Here is a 21,070-nt window from a genome sequence, read left to right on the forward strand (position 1 = left end):
TGAGGGTCAGCCGGTCTTCTTGGCGGCCTTCTTGGCGGGCTTGGCCTTAGCGGCTCCGGCGTCGCCGGCCTCGGCCGCGGCCTTCTCCTTGGCGGCGGCCACGCTCTCGCGCAGGGCGGCCATGAGGTCGATGACGGGGGCCTCGCCCTCCTCGCCGGCTTCGGGCTCGGCCACCACGCCGTCGGAGCGGGCCTCGATGGCCTGGAGCAGCTCGGCCGTGTACGTGTTGGGGTACTGCTCGGGGTCCCACTCGGCGGTCATGGTGTCGACCACCTGCAGGGCCAGGTCGACGGCGCGCTGATCGGCCTCGGGGCGGTCCTCGGGGAGCTCGTCGATGTCGTCGCGGGAGATGACCTCGTCGGCGTAGCGCATGGTCGACATGGCGAGCAGCCCGCCCATGGGCCGGATGGCGGCGAGGCGGCCCTTGTTGCGCATGACCACGTGGCCGATGGCGACGCGGTTGCGCTGCTCCATGGCCTCGAGCAGCAGGTCGTAGGGCTCGGCGGCAGCGGGCCCGTCGGGGCCGAGCCAGTAGGTCTTGTCGAAGTAGACCGGATCGACCTCGTCGAGGTCGACGAAGTCGAGGACGGTGATGGCCTTGGTGCTGTCGGGGCGGAGCGCGGCGACCTCTTCGCGCTCGAACGTGACGTGGCGGCCGGGGGCCAGCTCGTAGCCCATCACGATGTCGTCGTCCTCGACCGGCTCACCGGTGGCCGCAGACAGGTTCTGCTGCTTGATGCGGGCGCCGGAGCCGCGCTCGATGCGGTGGAAGCGGACGTCCTTGTCGCGGGTGGCCGTGTACGCCTTCACGGGCACGCTGACGAGGCCGAAGCTCACGACGCCGGTCCAGGTGGGACGGGCCATCAGCGAGGACCTCCGAGGAGGGGTGCGTGCATCACGAGGCCTTTCGGGACGGGTCGAAGCAGTTCACCACTGCCCCGACGCAAGGGTAATCAGTCCATGTGGACGGGTGCACCGGCCCGGACTCATCGGTGGAGGGTGAATGACCAGGACCCCACATCCGGTGCCTGCTCGGAGGATGACTGGTAGTTTCGGCCCATCTGGACAAGGGGGCGCCGTGACCGAAGCCTCAACCGATGATGTTGCCCTGATCGATGTCAGCAAGCGATTCGGTTCCGTCTCTGCCGTCGAGCACGTGAACCTGACGGTCCGCGCCGGTGAGTTCTTCTCGCTGCTGGGGCCGTCGGGATCGGGCAAGACGACGTGCCTGCGGATGATCGCGGGCTTCGAGCAGCCCACCGAGGGGCGCATCGTGCTGCGGGGCACCGACGTCGCCGGGCTGCCCGCCTACGACCGCGACGTGAACACCGTCTTCCAGGACTACGCCCTGTTCCCCCACCTGTCGGTGGGTGAGAACGTGGAGTACGGCCTGAAGGTGAAGCGGGTGGGCAAGGCCGAGCGGCGGTCGCGCGCCGCCGATGCCCTGGCCATGGTGCGCCTCGACGACTTCGGCTCGCGGCGGGTCACGCAGCTCTCGGGCGGGCAGCGGCAGCGCGTCGCGCTCGCCCGAGCGTTGGTCAACCGCCCCCGGGTGCTGCTGCTCGACGAGCCGCTCGGTGCCCTCGACCTGAAGCTGCGCGAGGAGATGCAGGTCGAGCTCAAGCGCATCCAGACCGAGGTGGGCATCACGTTCATCTTCGTCACCCACGACCAGGACGAGGCCCTGTCGATGAGCGACCGGATCGCGGTGTTCGCCAACGGCCACCTCGAGCAGGTCGGTACGCCGTCGGAGGTGTACGAGCGTCCGGCCTCCGCGTTCGTCGCCGGGTTCGTGGGCACGTCGAACGTGCTCGACGGGACCGTGGCCAACCGGCTGCGCGGGTCGGAGGACGCCTTCTCCGTGCGGCCCGAGAAGATCACGCTGATCGCCGCCGACGCGCCGCACGACGCGGCGGAGGGCGAGATCCGCGCCACCGGCACCATCCGGTCGTCCGTCTACCTGGGCGAGCGCACGCGGGTCATCGTCGACCTCGACGGCGGCGGCGAGGTGGTCGTCGTCGAGCAGAACCGGGCGGCCACCGGCGAGGGCACCGCGCCGGGCACCCCGGTCCGCCTGGCCTGGGACCGCCGCTTCGACCAGGTCCTGCCGATCGCTCCCCGGCCCACCGATCCGGCCTCCGACGAGGTGCTCACCGACGCCGTGCTGTCGGCCGAGCCCACCTGACCCGCATCCGATCTCAGAAGGACACATCCACCGACCCCCAGGGGGAAGCCATGACCACCCACAGGAAGCGCCGGCTCATCGCCGGTCTCGCCGTCGCCACCGCGCTGGCGTTCACGGCGGCCGCGTGCGGGAGCAGCGGCAGCTCCAGCAGCGGCAGCAGCGGGGCCAAGGCCCCCACCAAGCTCGGTGCCGGCGAAGGTGCGCTCAACATCATCGCCTGGGCCGGGTACGCCGAGGACGGCTCCAACGACCCGAAGGTCGACTGGGTCTCCGACTTCGAGAAGAGCTCGGGCTGCAAGGTCAACGTCAAGACCGGCAACACCTCCGACGAGATGGTGCAGCTGATGAAGACCGGCGAGTACGACGGCGTGTCGGCCTCGGGTGATGCCACCCTCCGCCTCATCGCGGGCGGCGACGTCGCCCCGGTCAACACCGACCTGGTGCCCAACTACGCCGACATCTCGTCGTTCCTGAAGGACACCCACTACAACTCGGCCGACGGGGTCAACTACGGCATCCCGCACGGGTGGGGCGCCAACCTCCTCATGTGGAACAAGTCCAACGTGACCCCCGCCCCCGACTCGTGGGGCGCGGTGTTCGAGAAGGACTCGCCCTACAAGGGGAAGCTCACGGCCTACGACTCGCCGATCTACATCGCCGACGCCGCCCTGTACCTGATGAAGACCAAGCCCGAGCTGGGCATCAAGGACCCGTACGCCCTCAAGCAGAACCAGTTCGATGCGGCCATCAGCCTGCTGAAGCAGCAGAAGCCCAACGTCGGTGAGTACTGGTCCGACTACCTGAAGGCCGTCGACGCGTTCGAGAAGGGGAGCCTGCAGCTGGGCACCACCTGGCAGGTCATCGCCAACACCATCGAGGCCGACAAGCCCGGCACGGTGGAGACGGTGCTGCCGAAGGAGGGCTCCACCGCCTGGTCCGACACGTGGATGGTGTCGTCGAAGGCCAAGCACCCCAACTGCATGTACAAGTGGATGGACCACATCACGTCACCGAAGGTGCAGGCCCAGGTGGCCGAGTACTTCGGCGAGGCACCGGCCAACCCGAAGGCGTGCACGGAGACGACCGACCCCAACTTCTGCAAGACGTACCACGCTGACGACGCGGCGTTCGCCAAGCAGCTCTACTACTGGACCACCCCCACCAAGAAGTGCTTGGACGGGAGCGGCGACGATTGCGTCGACTACCAGAAGTGGACCGCGGCCTGGAACGACCTCCGAGGTTCGTGACCGCGGTCGCACCCACCGAAGCGGCACCACCGCCCGGGCCCTCGGGGCCCGGGCGGCGCGTGTCGCGCTTCTTGACCCGTCACCCGCGGACCCAGCTCGGCGCCATGCTCGGCGCCCCGCTGATCTGGCTGCTGGTCATCTACCTCGGCTCGCTCATCGCCCTGCTGCTGACGTCGCTGTACACGACCGATGCGTTCACCGGTGACCTGGTCAAGACGGTCAGCTTCGAGAACTTCTCGGACCTGATCCACAACCCCACCTTCCGCACGGTGACCTTCCGGACCGTGGGGATCGCGGCGTCGGTCACCGTGATCGACCTCTGCCTGGCGCTGCCCATCGCCTTCTTCATGGCCAAGGTGGCCCGGCCCCGCTGGCGGCGCGCCCTCGCCGTCGCCCTGGTGCTGCCGCTGTGGGCGAGCTACCTCGTGAAGGCGTACTGCTGGCGGGCGATCCTGGATCCGTCGGCCGGCGTGATGAAGCAGGTGCTCGGGTTCTCGCCCGGGTTCGGCGTCGTCGGCACCACCATCGTGCTGGCGTACCTGTGGCTGCCGTACATGGCGCTGCCGATCTACGCCGGGCTCGAGAAGATGCCCGACTCGCTGCTCGACGCCTCGGGTGACCTGGGTGGCAAGGCGGGCCGGACGTTCTGGTCGGTGGTGCTGCCGCTGCTCAAGCCGTCGATCCTGGCCGGCGCCATCTTCACGTTCTCCCTGTCGCTCGGCGACTACATCACCGTGCAGATCGTCGGCGGCAAGGCGCAGATGATCGGCAACGTGATCTACCGCGACTTCGGCGCCGGGCTCCTGCCGGAGGCGGCTGCGTTCGCGTTCGTGCCGGTCCTGATCATGATCCTGTTCCTCCTGATGGTCCGCCGCAGCGGCGCGCTGGAGAACCTCTGATGATCCTCTCGCTGCCCGCCCGCATCGCCCTCCGGCTGCTGACCGCGCTGGTCCTGGCGTTCCTCTACGTGCCGCTGATCGTGATCGCCATCCTCTCGTTCAGCACGTCGCGCACGTTCACGTGGCCGCCTCCCGGGTACACCACCAAGTGGTGGCACCGGGCGTTCCACGCTCCTGGGCCGCGCGACGCGCTGCTCACGTCGGTGAAGGTGGCGCTGCTGGCCACGCTGATCGCGCTCGTGCTGGGGAGCTTGGCGTCGTACGCGGTCAACCGCTTCAAGTTCTTCGGGCGCGACAGCATCTCGCTGCTGATCGTCCTGCCGATCGCCCTGCCCGGCATCGTCACGGGCGTCGCCCTCAACGCCGCGTTCCGGGAGATGGGCTTCGACTTCGGGTACATCACCGTCGTCATCGCCCACGCCACGTTCTGCATCGTGGTGGTGTTCAACAACGTGGTGGCGCGGCTGCGGCGCTTGGCGCCCAACGTCGACGAGGCCTCGGCCGATCTGGGCGCCGACGTGTTCCAGACGTTCCGCTACGTCACGTTCCCGCTGATCCGCTCGGCGTTGGTGGCCGGTGGCCTGCTGGCCTTCGCCCTCTCGTTCGACGAGATCGTGGTCACCACGTTCACCGCGGGCCCGGGCATGGAGACGCTGCCGCAGTGGATCTTCAACAACATCTTCCGGCCCAACCAGCTCCCCACGGTCAACGTGGTGGCGGTGGTCGTCATCACCTTGTCGATCATCCCGGTGTGGGTGGCCCAGCGCCTCAGCGCCGACCCGGTGGCCCTCCGCTCCGAAGCCGGCTGAGCCGGCCCGTCAGGTGGCGGGGAGCTGGAAGCGCTGGAAGAACGACCAGATCAGCTGGTCGGCCACGACGCTCATGTCGGTGGGGCCGACGGCGTTGACGATCTTCTGGCTGAACGCGCTGCCGGGCCAGGAGTGACCGCCGCCCTTCACGATCACGAACTCGGTCGTGCCGTCGGCGGGGCAGTCCCAGGTGCGCTTCACGACGGTCTTGGTGAGGTCGGTGTCGTCGGGCCTGCCGGTGCAGCCGTTGTCGGTGGCCCAGGCCTGGGCGGTGGCGGGGTAGCCCTTGCCGTTCAGATCTGCCTCGGGCAGCGGGGCGTCGGGTGATCCGTCGGCGGTGCCCAGGACGTGGCCCAGCTTGTCGCCGATGCCGCCGTTGAACAGGAGGATCGGGTCGGCCGTGCCGTGGAAGGCGAGGATCGGAACGGGCCGGGTGGGGGCGCAGCCGTCGGGGTGGGTGAGGCCCGACACCGGGGCCACCGCGGCGATGCGGTCCGACATGGCGCACGCCAGCGTCGACGACATGAACGCGCCGTTGGACAGCCCGGTGGCGTAGACCCGCGAGGTGTCGACGCAGTGCTCGGCCTCGACCTGGTCGAGCACGTCGGACGTGTACTGCAGGTCGGGGTTGGTGGCCATGTCGGGGTCGACCTGCCAGCGGACCGGGCTGCCGGTGCCGTTGGGGCTGACGAGGATGAAGCCGTGGGCCTGGGCGAACGGCGCCAGGTCGGAGAGCTTGGCGTGGATGTCGGCGCCCTCGGCCAGGCCGTGGAAGTCGAGGACGAGCGGCAGGGGCTCGTCGGCGGCGGTGGCACCCGGGGTGGTGACGAGGAACCAGCGGTCGCTGTCGTCGACGAACTGCTTGTCGAGCGTCAGCTCGCTGGTGGAGCCGGCGCCGGCGCCGCAGCCCTTCGACGGGACCGCCGGTCCGGTCGCCTCGTGGCCGGCAGGGGCCGCGGTGACCGGCGCGGCAGTGGTCGTGGTGGACGCCTTGGTGGCATCGGCGCCGTCGGAGGAGCTGCCCCCGCAGGCGGCGAGGACGAGCGAGCCCGCCACGGCGACCGACGCGACGAGCGCGACGCGGCGGCGCCGTAGGGCACCACCGGTTGGGTTGGCGCGGGTGGTGCGGATCATCGGTTGGCTCCCCCGAGAGCGTCGGTGCGGTGATCGATCGTCCCGCAGCCGACGGCGATCGTACCGATGTAGCACCCCAGCGGTCAGTACGGTGCCGTTCGCGCCCGTCCTGCTCGGCGCCTGCTGACCCGGAGGTCGAGATGATCGAACAGACCATCGCCCAGTGGCACGAGTTCCTGCGGGGGCGCCTCGAAGGAGGGCTCGACGTGCTGCTCCACGACGACGTGGTCTTCTACTCGCCGATCGTCTTCACGCCCCAGCAGGGCAAGGCCATCACCAAGCTGTACCTCGAGGCGGCCGGCCAGACCCTGCCCGGCGACAAGGCGGCGCCGACCAGCGCCGCCGACGCCGAGGGCAGCGGGGGAGGGTTCCGCTACACCAAGCAGGTCCTGGCGGGCGACACCGCGGTGCTGGAGTTCGAGACCACCGTGGAGGGCAAGTACGTCAACGGCGTCGACATCATCCGCTGCGACGACCACGGCAAGATCGTCGAGTTCCGGGTGATGATCCGCCCGCTGCAGGCGGTGAACCTGGTCCACCGCCAGATGGGCGCCATGCTCGAGAAGATGAAGCCCGCTGAGTAAGGGCCTGGTGGACCAGCGCTCGGCGTCTCGGGCCAGGGCCGCCGCCGCGGTGGTCTTCCTGGTCGCCGTCGGAGCCAGCGGCCTCGTGGCCTGCAGCTCGGACGACGACCCCAACGCCCACGGCTGCGATCGGCAGGTGGTCCTGCTCGGTGATTCGAGGAACACCGAGCAGGCGACCGTGATCCCCGAGACCGCCAACGAGCTGATCGGCCGGATCCTGGGCAACGAGGGGGTCGTCGGCAAAGGCGATCGCCGGCAGTACGTGAAGATCCTCGCCGCCCCTGGGACGGTCCACCGCTCGCACGCCAAGGGGCTCAAGGCGTTCACGGCCACGTGCTCGGCCAAGGAGCGTCCGCTGGTCATCGACACGATGGGCACCAACTACAGCTACGCCTACGCCACCGCCACCGACGACGCCGAGTTCTGGTCCGACCTCCGCACCGAGCTCACCGGCTTCTACCGGACCAACGCCCCCAACGCCGTCGTGGCCCTCGAGGAGCTGTTCTTCGACCTGACCAAGGTCCCCGCCGACAAGCGGGCCTCCACCCAGAGGTTCGTCGACGGCTACAACCAGCAGGTCCTGAAGAAGGTCGCCGCCCAGGACGAGGGCCACTTCCTGTTCGTGCCGAAGCCCGCCGAGATGGCCGAGGGCAAGTTCGCGTTCCGCGACGACATGCACCCGACGAGCAGCTCACTGCTGGCCTTCTACGAGGGCGGCGTCACGCTGGCCGACCCGGCCGGGGCCAGGGCGTTCGACCGGGCCAGCCTGTCGTTGATCGAACGGGGCGGGTCGGCCTGCGCGCTGCTCGACGACCTCGGGTACTCGAAGGACGCCAACAGCCAGTCGCGGATCTTGATGGCCGAGCTGGCCCTGCTCAACCCCAACCACAACCCCGCGGTGGCGACGTGGCTCGACGCCGCCGCCGAGGGCCCTTACCGGCTCTCGTTCCGCAAGGACACCGACGACTGCCGCAGCCAGCTCTGAGTGCCCACGCCCGGAATCGAACTGGGGACCTATCGCTTCGGAGGCGGTTCAGCCCGTCGAACCTGGGATCAACCCGGACCGAACCGGACGAAAATGGCCAGGTCACGACCCTCTGGGACGGCCTCGAACGGGTCGGTAGGCGGGATGGACGCGGGATGGAGTCCTGGTCCCCCGATGCCTGGAGGCGGGCACTCAGCGTGAGGGCAACCGGCTGTTTGGTCGCTCTGCGACTCCCGCCAGCGACCGGTCAGGCACAGCGAGGCGAACGTCCTCAGCACGCTTGAGCCAGGAGCGGGCGATCGCTCACGGCGCCAAGGAGCATCCGCTCGAGGCCAGCCATCTCGCCGGTCGCTGCGGCGGTGGCGAAGGCGGTGAGCAGGCGGCGCTGATCGACCTCGTCGATGCCGTGCCGATGGGCCCCGGGGAGGCGCATCCCGGCCCGACTGACGATCTTCCGAGCGTTCGCGGGGGTCAGGTCGAGCATCTCAGCGATCCTCGGATACGGGTAGCCGAACCCCTCGCGCAGGACGAAGGCGGCCCGTTCGAGGGGTGCGAGCCGCGTTGCGATCCTCCGCAGCCCCCTGTCCAGGTCCTCGGCCCGCTCGAAGCCCACCTCGGGGCCCGGGGTCAGATCCGCCAGCAGGCAATCCGACAGCGACGGAGCCATCGGGGACTCACGGCGAACACGAGCGGTCTGGCTCGCGTTGATCGCAGTCCGGGTGGTGGTGGTCACCAAGTACGCCGTCACGTTCAGGACCCGGGTCCGGTCGCACCCCTGCCACCGCAGCCACACGTCCTGCACCACGTCCTCGGCCTCGGCTCGATCCCCGACGATGCGCTGGGCGATGCCCAGGAGCCGGGGCCGAAGGGCCGTGAAGTCGGTCGCTTCCTCATCGAGCGACCCGTCGTCATCGACGCTGGTTGGACCGAATCCGGACCTCTGATCGGACATCTCGTGCTCCCGTACCGTCTCGACCAGGCAGTGGTCGACGGGTCCCTTGACCCGATGAGGCGACGGTACGAACGAACGATCGGCGGCGATATCGGCCGGATGGCTGGTCTCCTGGCTGGTCCGGCCAGGCCGAACCAGCCAGGCACCCAGGAGCGCTGGTCAGGATTCGGCGGCGAGGCGGCCAGGCAGCTCGGCGCGGGAGCTGATCCCGAGCTTGCTGTACACCTTGGACAGGTTCCACTGGACCGTCTTCGGGCTGATGAAGAGCTGGTCAGCGGCCTGTCGGTAGGTCAGCCCGGACGCGATCAGCTCCGCGATCTGGCGCTCCGTGGGAGTGAGGTCGCCGCTCCGGCCCGCGGGCCCGACCCCGGTGCGGCTGAGCTCCGCCTCGGCCCGCGCCGTCCAGAGCGCGGCGCCGAGGTCGACGAAGATGGCGTGGGCGGTGGTGAGGGCGTCGCGGGCGGCGGCCCGCTGACGTCGACGCCGCTGGATCATCCCCAGGACCATCCAGTGCCGGGCCAGCTCGAACGGCTCGACCGGCGGGTCCGTGGCCAGCGCCTGTTGCAGTCCGGCTGCAGCCTCGTCGAGGTCACCGCGCGCGGCGAGCAGCAGCGCTCGACCGCGCGGCGCGATCGCCCTGACCCGGCGGTGGCCCTCACCGGCGAGGCCCTCGAGGTCGGCCAGCAGGACCCCCGCCTCGTCGAAGTGACCGGCGCCCACCTCGGCCTCGATGGCATCGCCGTGGAACCGGTAGACGCCGGGCTGGTGGATCTGGGCGTCTCGAAGGTTCCCGGCCAGCTCCCGGAGGATGACACACGCATCCTGGTAGTTCCCGAGCGACACCTGGAGGAAGCCGCTGACCGCGAGCAGGTGCTGGGTCGACTGGTGGCTGAGCGCTCGGGCCGACGGCAAGGCCTCCGCGATGGCCGCCTCGACCGCGTCGACCCGACCGAGGTGCGCGTCGACCATCGCCTCGATGGCGAGACCCATGGTGGCGTCGCTGGCCTTGCCCATCTCGACCGCCACCTCGCGGCTCTCCCTGGCGCTGGCACGGGCCGCGTCCCAGGAGCCGGCTCGCAGCTCGATCTCGGCGACGTTGAAGAGAAGGACCGGCAGGGAGTTCCCGTCGCCATGGGCGATGGCTTCGTCCCGCAGCTTCTCGAAGGCCGGGCCGGCAGCGTCGAGGTCTCCCGCCCACGCCAGCAGCAGCGCGTGGATCCAGTCGGCCCGGCCCAGGATCTGCCGCCACTCGCTGGGGGGATGGCGGGCGATCGCCTCCCCGAGCGGGGTGGGGTCGGTGGCGCGGCCGCTCTCGGCATCCATGAACGCGTTGAGCCCCAGGGCGGCCGTGATGGCGTCGGGGTCACCCAGGCGCTCAGCGGCCGCAAGCGCGGCCTTGGCGTGGATCTCGGCCGGTTCGGTGCCGCCGATGCCGTGCTCGCACCAGGAGAGGGCATCGTGGATGACCACCTGGAGCGCGAGGTCGTCGTCGGCGTGGGCCAGGGCCTCGCGGAACGTCTCGGCCCCCGCCCCGAAGCCCTCGGTGTAGGTCCTGACCTTGCCGAGCACGGTCAGGGCCCGGGCTCGCTCGACGCCCGGACCGACATCTGCGACGAGCGCCTCGAGGACCTCGCGAGAACGCGCGATGTTGCCGGCGTCGAGGTGTCGTTCGGCCGCCAGGGTCATCCGCTCGTGGAGCTCGTGGCGATCGGCCGGCGGTGTGAGCCGGCACGCGTCGTCGAGCAGCTGGGCGGAGACCGCCTGCATCCCACGCCGCTGGGCGGCGTCAGCCCCGATGACGACCGTCGCTGCGACCGCAGCGTCGGGCTGGTCCGTGGCCAAGGCGAGGTGGCGCGCCTGCTCCTCGGGCTCATCGACGGCGCCGGCGAGGCGCAGGTGAAGGGAGCGGCGCTCCTCCGGCCCGCCGCGACGGAGAGCGCCCGTGGTCAGGAGCGGGTGGCTGAAGCGGATGCGCTCGCCATCGCGTTCGAAGACATCGGCGGCGACGGCCTGATCGACGGCATCGTGCGCCTCGGCGGAGCCGAGCAGTCGGGCCAGCAGGGCCTGCGTGGGGCGGGCCGCCAGGGCGAGGAGCTCGACCGCCTCGAGGGCCTCCGGGCCGAGGCGGCTGAGACGGTTCCCGACCAGCGACATCAGGCTCGGCGGGATCGGGAAGTCATCGCCGGAGCCCGGCTCGTCCCGGTGGGCGGCGACCGCGCCCGCCAGCTCGAGGGCGAAGAACGGGTTGCCGCCGGCGGCCCGCTGGACGGGCCCACGGGCGCTGGCGGCGACGGCAGCACCGAAGCGCGCCTGGAGGATCTGGTCGAGGTAGGAGTCGCCGAGGGGGCCGAGACGCACGGTCCGCACCCCGCCGGGGAGGTCGTTGGCCAGGTCGGCGGGGTAGCCGGGCGTCGGCCCGAGACGCCGGGTGGCGATCACGGCCACCGGCTCATCGGCCAGGCGGCGCGTGGCGAACGCGAGGGCCCCCTCGGAGAGCTCGTCGAGCCACTGGGCATCGTCGACACCGATGACGACCGGTTGGTCGGCGGCGAGGCGGTGGATGACGCCGAGCAGAGCGAGGCCGACGGCTCGCGGTGGGACCGGTTCCGGGGGCAGCGCCGCCCGCATCATGGCCACGTCGAGCGCCTCGCGTTGCGGCCGGGGAAGGCCATCGAACGCCCCCGCCGGCAGGTCCACGAGGAGGTCGCCGAGCGCGGCGTAGGCGAGGTCGACCTCGGCCTCGCCCGGTCGGCACCGCAGCACCTGGCACCCGTCGGCCTCCGCCTGCGCCAGCGCCTCGCGCCACACGACCGTCTTGCCCATCCCGGGCTCGCCCTCGACCACCACCGCCACCGGTCCGCGTCCCCCGTGGCTGAGCGCATCGGCCAGGGTCCGGCGTTCCTCTTCGCGCCCGATCGTCACCACTGCGCTGCCGTCGTCCACTCTTCTGCCTCTGCTTCACATGTCGGTTGGTCTCGCAGATGCGAGGCCGGCGGGGGGATCACCATCGCGTCGAGGACCGCCCTGCGGACGCCGGTGGTGGTGGCGCTCGTCGTCACGATACGTGGCGCAGCGATCACTCCGAACTGGCGAAACGTCCGGAGATCGAGCGGTCACGCCGAGCCGGCGGGGTGGGGTCCACGCCGAGCCTTCGAGATGCGCTCCTGACGAATCGATCTCGCAGGGGGTGTCACAGGTGTGACCTGGCTCTGGTCTCCTCGGGCACGAGATGGTCATCGCTTCGATCGGCCGTACTCCGCCGCCGAAACGATGCGAATGAGAGCACCGCCATGTCCGATGCCCAGCCGATCCTCGAGAGCCACCCGACGAGTGGAGGCGCGCTCCAGCTGGAGCAGCTGGCCGAGATCCTCCACGGTCTCGAAGAGTGCGCCCAGGTGTGCCTCGTGTGCGCCGACGCCTGCCTCGCGGAGGAGACCGTGGCGATGCTGCGGCGCTGCATCCGCCTCGACCTCGATGCCGCCGCGGTCTGTCGCGTCACGGCCGACGTGGTCAGCCGCCTGCTCGAACCCGACCGGGCCACGGTCCGCGCCATCCTCCACGCATGCGTCGCGGCCTGCGACGCGTGCGCCGATGAGTGCGCGAAGCACAGCCACCTGCACGATCACTGCCGGATCTGCGCCGAGGCGTGCCGGGCGTGCGCGCAGACCTGTCGCGACGCCCTTCTCATGCTTCCCGCCGCCGGCGACTGAGCGCCAGGTTCGAGGGGGCCGGCCCGCCAGCCCACGTCGCCAGGGAGGCCGACGAGCTCGGCGCTGATCTCCCAGAGACACCGGGCGAGCGCAGCATCGCCCACGCAACGGTGGCGCTCGCGGGCCGGCTGCAACCTCTCGTGGCCCTCACCAGGTCACGGTGCTTCACGATCGACTGGCAACCGCAGACAGCGTCGGCCGCCGATCTGTGACCGCGCGGGATGTCGATCGCCAGCGACCCGACCGCGGGTCGAGCGTCGAAGCACGCGTCGGCTGCGGCCTGGCCCTGGGCTGTCACGGGAGCAGGTGCCGTGTGGTCTCCACACCGTTCACCCGAACCTCAACGCCTCACGGCAGTGACCCCAGGAGCAAACGATGATCATCCTCGAATCGGCAGCCCAGCAGTTCGCTGATGCCACCTCGCGACCCCCCTTCCTCTACGAGCTCGAGCCCGACGCGGCGCGCAAGGTGCTCGATGACGTGCAAGCCGCACCCATCGCCATGGCGGACGTCGACGAGGCCTGGATCGGGATCCCCGCCGCGGTCGGCGACGTCGCGCTGCGCATCGTCCGACCGGTCGGGGCCAACCAGACGCTCCCGGTGATCCTCTACGTGCACGGCGGAGGGTGGGTGCTCGGCAACGCCGGGACGCACGACCGACTCGTGCGGGAGCTGGCCATCGGCACCAACGCTGCCGTCGTCTTCGTCGAGTACGACCGATCGCCCGAGGCCCGCTACCCCGTGGCGATCGAGCAGGTCTACGCGGCGGCGCAGTGGATCGTCGCGGAGGGACGCCTCTACGACCTCGATCCCGACCGGATCGCGATCGCCGGAGACTCCGTGGGCGGCAACATGACGGCGGCGGTGACGATCCTGGCGAAGCAGCGCGGCGACGTGTCCTTCGTCCACCAGTCGCTCTACTACCCGGTCACCGACGCCGGTCAGGACACGGCCAGCTACCGCGAGTTCGCCGAGGGCCCGTACCTCCGTGCCCAGGCGATGGCCTGGTTCTGGGACGCGTACCTTCCCGATCCGGCCGGTCGGGGTGAGATCACGGCGTCGCCGTTGCAGGCCACCCTGGAGGACCTCGCCGGCCTTCCGCCGGCCTTCGTCATCGTCGATGAGAACGACGTCCTGCGCGACGAGGGCGAGGCCTACGCCCGCAAGCTCACCCAGGCCGGCGTGCCGACCACGAGCGTCCGCTACGACGGCACGGTCCACGACTTCATGATGCTGAACCCGCTGCGCGAGACCGAGGCGACCTCCGCGGCGATCGAGCAGGCGACGGACGTGCTGCGCCGGGTGCTCCACCCCTGACGCGGGGGCTGCCCTCCGCGCACCTCCACCCTCCAGCGACCACCACAACCACCTGGCACGCCATCCGGTGGCCAGCCACGAAAGGGATACCCCCATGTCAGACCCAACCTCCACCGTCGTGCTCGTGCACGGCGCGTTCGCCGAGTCCTCGAGCTGGAACCCGGTCATCGAACGGCTCGTGCACCACCCACGGCTCGTCGGCGTGAGCGGGCACGGCCCGTGCGACGTCGTCGCCGTCGCCAACCCGCTCCGCAGCTTGGCCGGCGACGCGGCGTACGTCCGAGACGTCGTCGGCTCCATCAGCGGACCTGTGGTCCTCGTCGGCCACTCGTACGGCGGCATGGTGATCACCGAAGCCGCCGCCGAGCTCGACTCGGTGACGGCGCTCGTCTACGTCGCCGCCTTCGCGCCCGAGACCGGCGAATCGGCCTTCCAGCTCTCCACGATGTTCGAGGGCAGCTCGTTGGCGGAGGCCCTCACGGCCTACCCGGTCGCAACCGGGGGCAACGAGTTCGCCATCACCAGGGATCGGTTCCGCCACCAGTTCGCCGCCGACGTGCACCAGCTGGAAGCCGAGCTCATGGCCGCGACCCAGCGACCCGTCACCGAGGCGGCTCTCTCCGACGGCCTGGTCTCGGCCGAGCCGGCGTGGAAGCGGCTGCCGTCGTGGTTCGTGTACGGCGAGCAGGACCTGAACATCCCTGCCGACCTCCATCGCTTCGTCGCCGAGCGTGCCGGATCCAAGGGGACGGTCGAGATCCCCGGCGCCTCGCATGCGATCAGCGTCTCGCGACCGGCTGAGGTGGCCGAGACCATCATCGGGGCGGTCGCCGCCACCAGCCCCGCATCGGTCGCCTGACCCGACGGAGCTGCTCCCAGCGGCGAAGGCGTTCCGGGCCCCCGGGTGGTTCCCCACCCCGGGGGCCCGTTCGCGCCCGAGCAGATCCGCTCAGGTCGACAGCCGGTCGCTCAGACGATCGTTCGCACTCGGCGGCCGATGGCTGAGCGGTGGCGCAGTTCAGTTCTGGCGCGCCAGCTGGATGATGGCCTCTGCGAACGCGCCCGGCGCCTCCTGCGGGAGGTTGTGCCCTGCGTTCGGGACGCGCCGGTGCTGTCGATCGCCGACGAAGCGACGCGCATCGCGAGCGCCGTCGGTTGCCGGGAAGTTGCCGTCAGCCTCGCCATCGATGGTGATCGCGGGAACAGCGATTGGCGGCTGACCTTCGAGCCGGCGCTCGAGCGCCTCGTAGCGCGGCGAGCCGACGGCGAGGCCGAGGCGGTGGCGGTACGAGTGGATGACGACGTCGACGTAGTCGTCGTTGGCGAACGCCTCTGCGGCACGATCGAGCGTCTGGTCGTCGAAGGTCCATGCGGGCGAGTTTCGGCTCCAGATGACTCGGGCGATCTCGCGCGCGTTGTCCTGCAGGCCTCGCCGGCCGCGCTCCGTTGCGAAGTAGAAGAAGTACCAGAACCCTGCTTCGAGGACCGGGTCGAGCGGGCAATCGGCCGTGCTGATGTCCTGGATGAGGTAACCGTTCACGGTGACGAGCCCCACGCACCGGTCGGGCCAGAGCGCGGCGGCGACGCATGCGGCCCGGCCACCCCAGTCGTACCCGGCCAGCACGGCCCGAGGAACGTCGAGCGCGTCGAGGAGCTCGACCACGTCCGACCCGAGCGCGGCCTGCTGACCTGATCGCGGCGTCACCGGGTCGAGGAAGCGCGTCGGACCGTGCCCTCGGAGGTAGGGGACGATCACCCGCAGGCCCGCCTGCGCCAGGAGCGGGACGACGTCGACGTAGCTGTGGATGTCGTAGGGAAAGCCGTGGAGGAGGACGGCCACTGGACCGTCCACCGGGCCGGCATCGACGTAAGCGACATCGAGGACGGGGGTGCGGACCGACCGCAGGGGGCCGAGGCGCTCGAGAGATGGAGCCGAGAGGGGCTGGGGGCCCAGCGCGCTCACCGCCGTTGTGTCCGAGCCGACCACCAGACCGCCACCCGCTGGCGGCGGACCCGCGTTCGGACGAGCACCTGCTCCGCGTCGATGGCGGCGTCGTTCGCCGACGCCGTCCCCACAGCTGCCCGTCGATCCTCGGCAACGGAACCGTCAGAGCCGCCGCTGCGCCGCGGCGGACCGTCGTCGGGCAGGACCGGATCCTCGATGAACTCGAGCGGCTCCACTCCCGTGGGTCGCAGCTGCGGGGTGGACAGGTAGAACGACATGGCCTTGGTCCTCCGGGTGGGGAATGGCGAAGAGGTCTCCCCCGCAAGACCAGATCGCCAGGCCGGGTGTGACAAATCGCCATCCGGGCGGGTGCTGGTGTCACAGCGACGGGGCCTGTCTTGTCCGAACATCGTCGGCCCTCTCCACCACCCGGGCTGACAGGAGGTTGTTCGCCATGGGAGTCCATCCAGATCCAGGCTCGGATCGCACCCAAGAGGTCGCCCCACGGGATCCGGCCTCACCATTGACCGGCCGGCTCCTTCGCGACGTCGCCGCGCTGTGCCAGCTCGTGGACCAAGGCATCAGCGTCGACGGCGAGGCGACCTTGGTCGAGAGCGAGCGGTGGGCCATCTTCGGCCGCACGACCTACGACGGCGAGGTGATCCTCGCGGAGTACGACGATCTGGAGGAGGCAACGGCCGTCCTCCTGGCGATGCCCCGGTTCGAGTGACCCCCGGTGCCCCCGGTCAGAGCGCGACGGGGTGCCCGGCGTCCATCGAGGCGCGGAGCAGGTTCGGCGGGAGGAGCACCGCCTTGAACGGGGCGATGCTGCCAGTCGTCCAGCGAACCGAGTGGTGGGCATGGAGCTCCGTCCCCAGCACCCATCGGGCCACCCCTCGGTAGATGCGGTCCTCAGCCAACCAGGCGGAGTACTCCCCGTCCCGGCTGAAGTCGTGGCCGAGCCACCCGTGGCTCACGATGTCGTGGACCGCGCGGAACCGATCATGTGAACCACCGACCATCCCATCGAGCAAGGGATGGCGACGCTCCTTGTCGTGCGCCACCGACACCAGCTCCAAGACTCGGTGGGACCGAACGGACTCCAGCAGCTCGGAGCTGTCGGCATAGGGCTCGTCGAGCCGGGTGAAGACGACCCGTACGGCATCGCCCACCGCCGGGGCGGTGAGCCGGGCGAACCAGGAGTCGGCCTGACGGGACAGCTGTGCGTACGCCGCTCTCACCCGCAGGTCCTCGGGGGCCGAGACGGCCTCGAGGAACGCGGCCGCGACCTGGCGAGCCGCGGCTTCGTCCACGCGGTGACCGGCGGCGGTCCCCCGCTCGATGGTCGCGCTCGAAGCCACCGCGATCACGCCCCTTCGGCGGATTCCCAACACACGCACCACCAGGCCGACCCCACCAGGATCCGCAGGGCCGGGTGCCAGCAGTACGAGATGTCGGCCGTCGGCTCGAGGTAGAACGCGCACCCCGCGCAACTGTCGGGACCCGCCGGTGTCCCCTTGAGTGAGACCGCCGACGATCGGACCCGCAGGTCCATCGACAGGGTCTCGTCGATCTCAGCCGGCTCGATGCCAAGCGTGCTCATGGTGATCTCCTTTGCCGCCAGAGCCCACAGCGCGCTCCGGTCACCTCACGAGACAGCGCAGCCCCCAGAAGTGTGACGCCGGAGGCCGATCACCGGGGCGAGCCCCTCGCTGTCACGGACCGTCGACATGCGTGGTCTTCGTGCCGCAACACCCCATGCGAAGAGTGTCCATCCGTCGCGTGGCCACCAAAGGAGATGCCCCATGAGGATCCGATCCCACCCCACCACCGCCGTCTGGCCCGATGACCGCCCGAACGTGTTGGACGAGGCCCACCGGGTGCCCAGCCCCGGGACCTACCTGATCGACCCCGACCGGACCGTCGTCGAGTTCGTCGCCCGTCACCTCGTGGTGGCACGGGTCCACGGCCAGTTCCGTGGCATCACCGGCACCGTCACGGTCGATGACGTGCCCGAGCGCTCCGGGGTGGAGGCAACGATCGATGCCACGACCGTCGACACCGGCATTCCGGCCCGCGACAAGCACCTGCGGAGCGCCGACTTCTTCGATGTCGAGCGGTTCCCCACCATCTCCTTTCGATCCACAGCCCTCGAACCGGGGACTGCACCACGTCAGTGGATCCTCGCCGGCCTGGTCGACGTGCTCGGGAGCTCGCAGCCGGTTCGGCTGGTCGCCCGAGTCGAGCGCGCCTGGGAATCGGCCGCTGGTCGGCCCTCCATCTCGGTCAGTGCGTCGACGGTCGTCGATCGGGAGTCGTGGGGCCTCACGTGGAACGCCCGAGCCGAGACCGGCGGCCTGCTCATCGGTCCCATGGTCGATGTGAACGTGCTGGTCCAGGCGGTCACGGCGACGTGACGGGGATGATGACCGTGCTCTCGGACTGCGTGGCCGGGGTCGACCTGCGTGAGCACGACCGGTGTGCCACCGCGCCCGCCGGCGGTCGCGACCCGGTCCGGATCGGCGTCGGGGACCACGTGCTGGGAAGCGCCCACGGCGTCTTGAAGACGGTGATCTACGGCGATCTCACCAGCCCCGCCACGATGGACGTGTACCTCGGTGTCCGAGATGCGGTCCTTCGCGACGAGGGCGTCACCTGTGCCTTCCGGCATCGGTTGACGCAGCCCGACCCGGTCTCTCGAATCGGAGCGAACTTCGCCGAAGTCGCGGCGCACGCCGGCCTCTTCTGGCCGTTCGTGGATGCCGTCGCCACGTGCGGCTGCTGGGGGACGCACGCGCTGCGGCACCTGCGGGCGCTGGGGGTCGAAGACGAGCTGCTGACCGACCCCGATGTCCGACGGGCAGGTCGAGCGCGCCTGATCGACGATGCCGGCCTGGCCAGTGCGGCCCGTGCCCGCACGGATCCGAGCGTCTTCATCAACGGTGTGCCGTGGTCACCCGGGAGAGGTCGAGGCATCGGCGACGACTTGGCCCGCCTCGCCGGCACCACCCGACCGCTGTGGGACCAGGCGCGAGGGATCGAGCACCCGTCGCTCTAGGGCCGATCCAGATCGTGCGGCGCGGTTGCGGACCACGGTCCACGGCGTCCCGATCCTCCGGGTTCGTCAGACGATGGCCCACGCGAACGCAACGCCCCGGGGACTCGCCGATCGCGGCCTCGACCGGCCCGGCGTCAACGCCGTGCAGCCGGCTCGACGTACTCGAAGGTCGGCCCGGCGACGAAGGACCCGCCGGGAACCGGCGTCGACATGAGCTCGACGGCAAGAGCGCGCAGCTGGAACATCACGGGGATCGCCCGGGCCAGCATCTGCGGTGCGCCGTTGAAGGTCTGCTCCAGGAGGTCCAACAGGTTGCAGTACGCGATGTTGAACCCCATCTGGGCCTTCCACACCGCACTGTCCGGGGCGTGATCGGCGAGCTTCGGGTTCGCGGCCATCGGACGCACCGCATCCCAGTCGATGAGGATCTCTGGTCCCGTCGGGCCCGTGAGGGGCGTGTCACCCCGCTGGAACTCGCGGCCGCTCAGCAGCTGGCGGAACCGGTAGTAGTGCCCGACCGCGTCGCGTTCGGGATGGAACATGTCCCGGTCGCCATCCCAGACCTCGAGGTGCTCGACACCCTCGCCTTGCTCGACGATGAGCCGGAGCGCGGCCAGCGCCGTGTCGAGGTCGTGGATCTTGAAGATCCGACCGGGCCCACCTCGAAACTCCCGATCGCTCACCTGTCGAGCGGGATCACCGCTGAACAGCAGCTCGGGTCCGAGCTCCTCGACCAAGGTGAGGATCCCGAGCCTGATCGCCTCGTAGAACTGGCCGATCGTCTCGTACCCGTCGCTCTGTGGAGGCGCAGTGGAGGCGCACGGCCGCTCGATCGACAGGTAGACCTTGAGCGCGTCGCGCCCGAACGGCACGAGGGGAACCTCGATCGGCGGGCGGCTGTGCGGCAGCTGACGCGGGTACGAAGGAAGCAGCCGCGGGTCATCGAGGACCGGCGCCCCGCCAACCGCGTTCAGGAGGTTGGCCGCGAGGGCGAGGTGCAACATCTCCTCCAGGAACACGCTGTGCACGATGTCGGCCGCGGCGGCGTTGCCTGTGCCGTCGATCGAGTAGAGCGCACAGAGGTAGGACGGCAACGTGGCGTGCTCGAGCTCGATGGCCCACTGAAGGTGGGAGCGCAGGTCCTCGATGCTCCGGATGGAGCCCTCGCTCACGACGAGCTGCGGCCCTCGAGGGCCGCGCGGCCCGATGCCTCGCTCACGCAGCTCCTGTTGCTCACAGCCTGACGTCATGTGCTTCCCCTCACGTATCTGGTGGTCGCGCGGAAGGACCGGGCAGCGCGGCGAGCTGTGACACCAGCCAGGCCGACGGTCAGCGGCGCGCCCTTCGGAGCCAGCGCCTGTCACAGCGTCGGCGCCTGCTTGGTCCTCCCTCGGTAGCCACCTGCACCGGCAGGTGGCGTCAGATGAGGAGCACACCATGAAGATCGTTGTGATCGGCGGCACGGGACTGATCGGCTCGAAGGTCGTGACCCGGCTCGAGGACCACGGGCACGAGGTCGTGGCGGCATCGCCGGCCTCGGGCGTGAACACCTTGACCGGTGAAGGCCTGGCCGATGCGATGCGCGGCGCGTCGGTCGTGGTCGACCTGTCGAACTCGCCTTCGTTCGCAGATGCAGCGGTGCTGGAGTTCTTCGAGACGTCGACGCGCAATCAGCTCGCTGCTGAAGCAGCCGCCGGGGTCACCCACCACGTCGCGCTCTCCGTCGTCGGTACCCAGGACTTGGCCGAGAGCGGATACTTCCGGGCGAAGATCGCCCAGGAGGACCTGATCACCGGATCGCCGATCCCGTACTCGATCGTCCACGCAACGCAGTTCTTCGAGTTCCTCCCCGCTCTCGCCGACATGCACCTGGTCAGTGACACGGTCCGGGTCCCGGACGCTCAGTTCCAACCCATGGCCTCCGACGACGTGGCCGACGCGGTCACCCGCGTCGTCGAGGGCGCTCCGGTCAACGGCATCGTCGAAGTCGGTGGCCCGGAGGCGTTCCCGCTCGAAGACCTCATCCGCCGCGATCTCGAGCGCCATGGAGACGCTCGAGCGGTCGTCGCCGACCCCGATGCCAAGTACTCGGGCGCCCGGATCGAGGAGCACACGTTGATCCCGGGGCCCGATGCAACGCTGGGCACAGTCCGCTACGACGACTGGGCGCACGCGACCACAAGGTGACCCGACGCCGGAGGTCGTGCCGCCTCCCCCGGTGGAACCCCTCGGCCCACGAGGTCGA

Annotated in this window: 22 protein-coding genes; 13 read left to right on the plus strand and 9 right to left on the minus strand. The window is 70.2% G+C overall.

Annotated elements, in window-relative coordinates; genetic code table 11:
• Positions 1-6: 6 nt before the first annotated feature.
• The gene (locus tag ACPPVX_RS14600) at positions 7-864 is read right to left on the minus strand and encodes a Ku protein (RefSeq protein WP_426571293.1); all 858 of its coding nucleotides are present in this window, start codon (positions 862-864) and stop codon (positions 7-9) included.
• A 175-nt stretch (positions 865-1,039) separates the two neighbouring features.
• On the opposite strand from ACPPVX_RS14600, the gene ACPPVX_RS14605 reads away from it, so the two are divergent.
• From ACPPVX_RS14605 to ACPPVX_RS14620, 4 genes are all read left to right on the plus strand, one after another.
• A complete protein-coding gene (locus tag ACPPVX_RS14605; protein ID WP_426571294.1) occupies positions 1,040-2,185 on the plus strand; it encodes an ABC transporter ATP-binding protein in 1,146 nt (381 codons plus the stop codon).
• 50 nt (positions 2,186-2,235) lie between these two features.
• Positions 2,236-3,432, plus strand: coding sequence for an ABC transporter substrate-binding protein (locus tag ACPPVX_RS14610; RefSeq protein WP_426571295.1), 1,197 nt, complete (start codon positions 2,236-2,238; stop codon positions 3,430-3,432).
• A gap of 104 nt (positions 3,433-3,536) precedes the next feature.
• Positions 3,537-4,331, plus strand: a complete 795-nt coding sequence (locus ACPPVX_RS14615; RefSeq protein ID WP_426575043.1) for an ABC transporter permease — start codon at positions 3,537-3,539, stop codon at positions 4,329-4,331.
• Positions 4,331-5,140: an ABC transporter permease gene (locus tag ACPPVX_RS14620; RefSeq protein ID WP_426571296.1), complete on the plus strand. Its 810-nt coding sequence runs from the start codon at positions 4,331-4,333 to the stop codon at positions 5,138-5,140. The genes ACPPVX_RS14615 and ACPPVX_RS14620 overlap by 1 nt, the downstream gene beginning before the upstream one ends.
• Before the next feature lie 9 nt (positions 5,141-5,149).
• Here the strand turns inward: ACPPVX_RS14620 and ACPPVX_RS14625 are convergent, their stop codons facing one another.
• On the minus strand, positions 5,150-6,274 hold the full coding sequence (locus ACPPVX_RS14625; protein ID WP_426571297.1) for an alpha/beta hydrolase family esterase: 1,125 nt from the start codon (positions 6,272-6,274) through the stop codon (positions 5,150-5,152).
• 140 nt (positions 6,275-6,414) lie between these two features.
• Between ACPPVX_RS14625 and ACPPVX_RS14630 the strand changes: the two genes are divergently transcribed.
• Together ACPPVX_RS14630 and ACPPVX_RS14635 are read left to right on the plus strand one after the other, a co-directional pair.
• Positions 6,415-6,858 (plus strand): nuclear transport factor 2 family protein, encoded by a 444-nt coding sequence (locus ACPPVX_RS14630; protein ID WP_426571298.1) that lies wholly within the window; start codon positions 6,415-6,417, stop codon positions 6,856-6,858.
• Between the two features lie 7 nt (positions 6,859-6,865).
• A complete protein-coding gene (locus tag ACPPVX_RS14635) occupies positions 6,866-7,843 on the plus strand; it encodes a hypothetical protein (RefSeq protein ID WP_426571299.1) in 978 nt (325 codons plus the stop codon).
• 271 nt (positions 7,844-8,114) lie between these two features.
• Here the strand turns inward: ACPPVX_RS14635 and ACPPVX_RS14640 are convergent, their stop codons facing one another.
• The gene (locus tag ACPPVX_RS14640; protein ID WP_426571300.1) at positions 8,115-8,795 is read right to left on the minus strand and encodes a sigma-70 family RNA polymerase sigma factor; all 681 of its coding nucleotides are present in this window, start codon (positions 8,793-8,795) and stop codon (positions 8,115-8,117) included.
• A gap of 159 nt (positions 8,796-8,954) precedes the next feature.
• Entirely contained in the window at positions 8,955-11,738 is a 2,784-nt protein-coding gene (locus ACPPVX_RS14645) for a helix-turn-helix transcriptional regulator (RefSeq protein WP_426571301.1), read from the minus strand.
• Between the two features lie 347 nt (positions 11,739-12,085).
• Between ACPPVX_RS14645 and ACPPVX_RS14650 the strand changes: the two genes are divergently transcribed.
• The 3 genes from ACPPVX_RS14650 (at position 12,086) to ACPPVX_RS14660 (ending at position 14,681) form a co-directional block, all read left to right on the plus strand.
• Positions 12,086-12,505, plus strand: a complete 420-nt coding sequence (locus ACPPVX_RS14650) for a four-helix bundle copper-binding protein (RefSeq protein ID WP_426571302.1) — start codon at positions 12,086-12,088, stop codon at positions 12,503-12,505.
• Positions 12,506-12,880: 375 nt separating this feature from the next.
• Positions 12,881-13,822 carry an alpha/beta hydrolase gene (locus ACPPVX_RS14655; RefSeq protein ID WP_426571303.1) on the plus strand — a complete coding sequence of 314 codons (942 nt, stop codon included), beginning with the start codon at positions 12,881-12,883 and terminating at the stop codon, positions 13,820-13,822.
• A gap of 94 nt (positions 13,823-13,916) precedes the next feature.
• Positions 13,917-14,681, plus strand: coding sequence for an alpha/beta fold hydrolase (locus ACPPVX_RS14660; RefSeq protein ID WP_426571304.1), 765 nt, complete (start codon positions 13,917-13,919; stop codon positions 14,679-14,681).
• A 159-nt stretch (positions 14,682-14,840) separates the two neighbouring features.
• On the opposite strand, the gene ACPPVX_RS14665 is transcribed toward ACPPVX_RS14660, so the two are convergent.
• On the minus strand, positions 14,841-15,785 hold the full coding sequence (locus tag ACPPVX_RS14665; protein WP_426571306.1) for an alpha/beta fold hydrolase: 945 nt from the start codon (positions 15,783-15,785) through the stop codon (positions 14,841-14,843).
• Positions 15,782-16,045 (minus strand): hypothetical protein, encoded by a 264-nt coding sequence (locus ACPPVX_RS14670; protein ID WP_426571307.1) that lies wholly within the window; start codon positions 16,043-16,045, stop codon positions 15,782-15,784. The genes ACPPVX_RS14665 and ACPPVX_RS14670 overlap by 4 nt, the downstream gene beginning before the upstream one ends.
• Before the next feature lie 176 nt (positions 16,046-16,221).
• Between ACPPVX_RS14670 and ACPPVX_RS14675 the strand changes: the two genes are divergently transcribed.
• A complete protein-coding gene (locus ACPPVX_RS14675; protein ID WP_426571308.1) occupies positions 16,222-16,497 on the plus strand; it encodes a hypothetical protein in 276 nt (91 codons plus the stop codon).
• Between the two features lie 16 nt (positions 16,498-16,513).
• On the opposite strand, the gene ACPPVX_RS14680 is transcribed toward ACPPVX_RS14675, so the two are convergent.
• On the minus strand, positions 16,514-17,128 hold the full coding sequence (locus ACPPVX_RS14680) for a hypothetical protein (protein WP_426571309.1): 615 nt from the start codon (positions 17,126-17,128) through the stop codon (positions 16,514-16,516).
• A 5-nt stretch (positions 17,129-17,133) separates the two neighbouring features.
• Entirely contained in the window at positions 17,134-17,370 is a 237-nt protein-coding gene (locus ACPPVX_RS14685; RefSeq protein WP_426571310.1) for a hypothetical protein, read from the minus strand.
• A gap of 202 nt (positions 17,371-17,572) precedes the next feature.
• On the opposite strand from ACPPVX_RS14685, the gene ACPPVX_RS14690 reads away from it, so the two are divergent.
• Positions 17,573-18,184, plus strand: a complete 612-nt coding sequence (locus ACPPVX_RS14690; RefSeq protein ID WP_426571311.1) for a YceI family protein — start codon at positions 17,573-17,575, stop codon at positions 18,182-18,184.
• Positions 18,185-18,189: 5 nt separating this feature from the next.
• Complete coding sequence (locus ACPPVX_RS14695) at positions 18,190-18,825, plus strand: DsbA family protein (RefSeq protein WP_426571312.1); 636 nt, start codon at positions 18,190-18,192, stop codon at positions 18,823-18,825.
• Between the two features lie 134 nt (positions 18,826-18,959).
• Here the strand turns inward: ACPPVX_RS14695 and ACPPVX_RS14700 are convergent, their stop codons facing one another.
• A complete protein-coding gene (locus ACPPVX_RS14700; RefSeq protein ID WP_426571313.1) occupies positions 18,960-20,189 on the minus strand; it encodes a ferritin-like domain-containing protein in 1,230 nt (409 codons plus the stop codon).
• Positions 20,190-20,262: 73 nt separating this feature from the next.
• On the opposite strand from ACPPVX_RS14700, the gene ACPPVX_RS14705 reads away from it, so the two are divergent.
• The gene (locus ACPPVX_RS14705) at positions 20,263-21,012 is read left to right on the plus strand and encodes an SDR family oxidoreductase (protein ID WP_426571314.1); all 750 of its coding nucleotides are present in this window, start codon (positions 20,263-20,265) and stop codon (positions 21,010-21,012) included.
• Positions 21,013-21,070: the final 58 nt, after the last annotated feature.

Source organism: Aquihabitans sp. McL0605, assembly GCF_049993875.1.
Classification (GTDB): domain Bacteria; phylum Actinomycetota; class Acidimicrobiia; order Acidimicrobiales; family Iamiaceae; genus Aquihabitans.

Coding starts and splice junctions, on each gene's coding strand:
- ACPPVX_RS14600 (WP_426571293.1), bottom strand. CDS start 864: ATGGCCCGTCCCACCTGGACCGGCGTCGTGAGCTTCGGCCTCGTCAGC.
- ACPPVX_RS14605 (WP_426571294.1), top strand. CDS start 1,040: ATGACTGGTAGTTTCGGCCCATCTGGACAAGGGGGCGCCGTGACCGAA.
- ACPPVX_RS14610 (WP_426571295.1), top strand. CDS start 2,236: ATGACCACCCACAGGAAGCGCCGGCTCATCGCCGGTCTCGCCGTCGCC.
- ACPPVX_RS14615 (WP_426575043.1), top strand. CDS start 3,537: ATGCTCGGCGCCCCGCTGATCTGGCTGCTGGTCATCTACCTCGGCTCG.
- ACPPVX_RS14620 (WP_426571296.1), top strand. CDS start 4,331: ATGATCCTCTCGCTGCCCGCCCGCATCGCCCTCCGGCTGCTGACCGCG.
- ACPPVX_RS14625 (WP_426571297.1), bottom strand. CDS start 6,274: ATGATCCGCACCACCCGCGCCAACCCAACCGGTGGTGCCCTACGGCGC.
- ACPPVX_RS14630 (WP_426571298.1), top strand. CDS start 6,415: ATGATCGAACAGACCATCGCCCAGTGGCACGAGTTCCTGCGGGGGCGC.
- ACPPVX_RS14640 (WP_426571300.1), bottom strand. CDS start 8,795: ATGTCCGATCAGAGGTCCGGATTCGGTCCAACCAGCGTCGATGACGAC.
- ACPPVX_RS14650 (WP_426571302.1), top strand. CDS start 12,086: ATGTCCGATGCCCAGCCGATCCTCGAGAGCCACCCGACGAGTGGAGGC.
- ACPPVX_RS14655 (WP_426571303.1), top strand. CDS start 12,881: ATGATCATCCTCGAATCGGCAGCCCAGCAGTTCGCTGATGCCACCTCG.
- ACPPVX_RS14660 (WP_426571304.1), top strand. CDS start 13,917: ATGTCAGACCCAACCTCCACCGTCGTGCTCGTGCACGGCGCGTTCGCC.
- ACPPVX_RS14670 (WP_426571307.1), bottom strand. CDS start 16,045: ATGTCGTTCTACCTGTCCACCCCGCAGCTGCGACCCACGGGAGTGGAG.
- ACPPVX_RS14675 (WP_426571308.1), top strand. CDS start 16,222: ATGGGAGTCCATCCAGATCCAGGCTCGGATCGCACCCAAGAGGTCGCC.
- ACPPVX_RS14685 (WP_426571310.1), bottom strand. CDS start 17,370: ATGAGCACGCTTGGCATCGAGCCGGCTGAGATCGACGAGACCCTGTCG.
- ACPPVX_RS14690 (WP_426571311.1), top strand. CDS start 17,573: ATGAGGATCCGATCCCACCCCACCACCGCCGTCTGGCCCGATGACCGC.
- ACPPVX_RS14695 (WP_426571312.1), top strand. CDS start 18,190: ATGATGACCGTGCTCTCGGACTGCGTGGCCGGGGTCGACCTGCGTGAG.
- ACPPVX_RS14705 (WP_426571314.1), top strand. CDS start 20,263: ATGAAGATCGTTGTGATCGGCGGCACGGGACTGATCGGCTCGAAGGTC.